This window comes from Clostridium sediminicola (assembly GCF_050402865.1).
GTDB lineage: Bacteria > Bacillota > Clostridia > Clostridiales > Clostridiaceae > Clostridium_AF > Clostridium_AF sediminicola.
On record NZ_BAABMF010000063.1, the window covers coordinates 1 to 1,329 of the forward strand.

Annotated in this window: 1 protein-coding gene; it reads left to right on the forward strand. The window is 32.8% G+C overall.

Annotated elements, in window-relative coordinates; translation table 11 throughout:
* Positions 1-106 precede the first annotated feature (106 nt).
* On the forward strand, positions 107-1,329 hold a 1,223-nt coding region (locus ACQ3F0_RS26705; RefSeq protein WP_428868861.1), incomplete at its 3' end, for a TRAP transporter large permease.

Consider the following 1,329-nt stretch of genomic DNA (forward strand, 5'->3'; position numbering starts at 1 on the left):
TGTACCTAGTTATGCCACTAGGATTTATTTCAGTATGTGTTAGATTAATACAAAGTATTATAAAGAGAGTAAAAAGCTTTAATGATGTGAAGGAAGGAGAACAATAATGGCTGTAGCGGTTCTATTTATATTATTTATTGGATTAGCATTTTTAAGTGTTCCTATAGGCGTTGCTATAGGTGTTAGTGTACTCGGAGCAATTTTTTCAAGTGATATAATTTCATTAACATATGTTGTTAGAGGAATGGCAAATAGTGTGGATTCCTTTACGTTAACTGCAATTCCATTTTTTATTCTTGCAGGACATATAATGTCAAGTGCAGGGATTTCACAAGGTTTATTTGAAGCAGCACGTGTAACAGTAGGAAGAGTTCGTGGCGGAGTAATGATGGTAACAGTAATATCTTGTATGTTATTTGGAGCTATTTCAGGTTCTGCATATGCAACAGTTGCAGCAATCGGATTGATTGCATTACCAGAATTACGTAAACAAGGACTTAGCAATGGAGCTTCTGCAGCACTTATAGCTACAGCTGGTGGATTGGGTCAAATGATTCCACCAAGTATGGGACTTGTTGTTTATGGAGCTTTGAATAATGTATCAATTGCGAAATTATTTACAGCAGAAATAATACCAGGAATATTAGTTGGATGTTGTTTCTTAGTATATTGTTATATATTTTCTGTTAAAAATAAATTACCTCAAGGTAAAAAATACACTATAAAAGAGAAACTTCAAGTTACATGGAAAGTTAAAGCATCTTTAGTTATGCCTATAATCATATTAGGAGGTATATATTCAGGTGCATTCACTCCTACAGAAGCAGCTGTTGTTGCTGTAGTATATGGTTTAGTATTTGGAATGATTAAAAAAGAAAATCGTATTAAACCAAAAGACTTACCTGATATGTTCTTTAAATCAGTTGTAACAACTGCAACAATATTATTTATATTAGGAGTATCATCAGGATTCGGAAAAATATTAGCATTAGAACAAGTACCAACAAGAATGGCAGCATTTGTTTTAGCTAATATTTCATCTAAATTCATGATATTAATAACTCTTAATGTACTAGTTATGTTCCTTGGAACATTCCTTGACGGTATAGCAATCAACGTAATATTAAGTCCAATTTTATTGAATATTGCTGTGCAATATGGAATTAGTCCAATTCATTATGGTGTAATGTTTATATTTAATGCTACATTAGGACTACTTACTCCACCACTTGGAGGAAACCTCTTTGTTGCTGCACAAATATGTGATGCTAGCTTCGAGGATGTAGTTAAGAATGTATGGCCATGGATTATTGCAATGTTGATTGGATT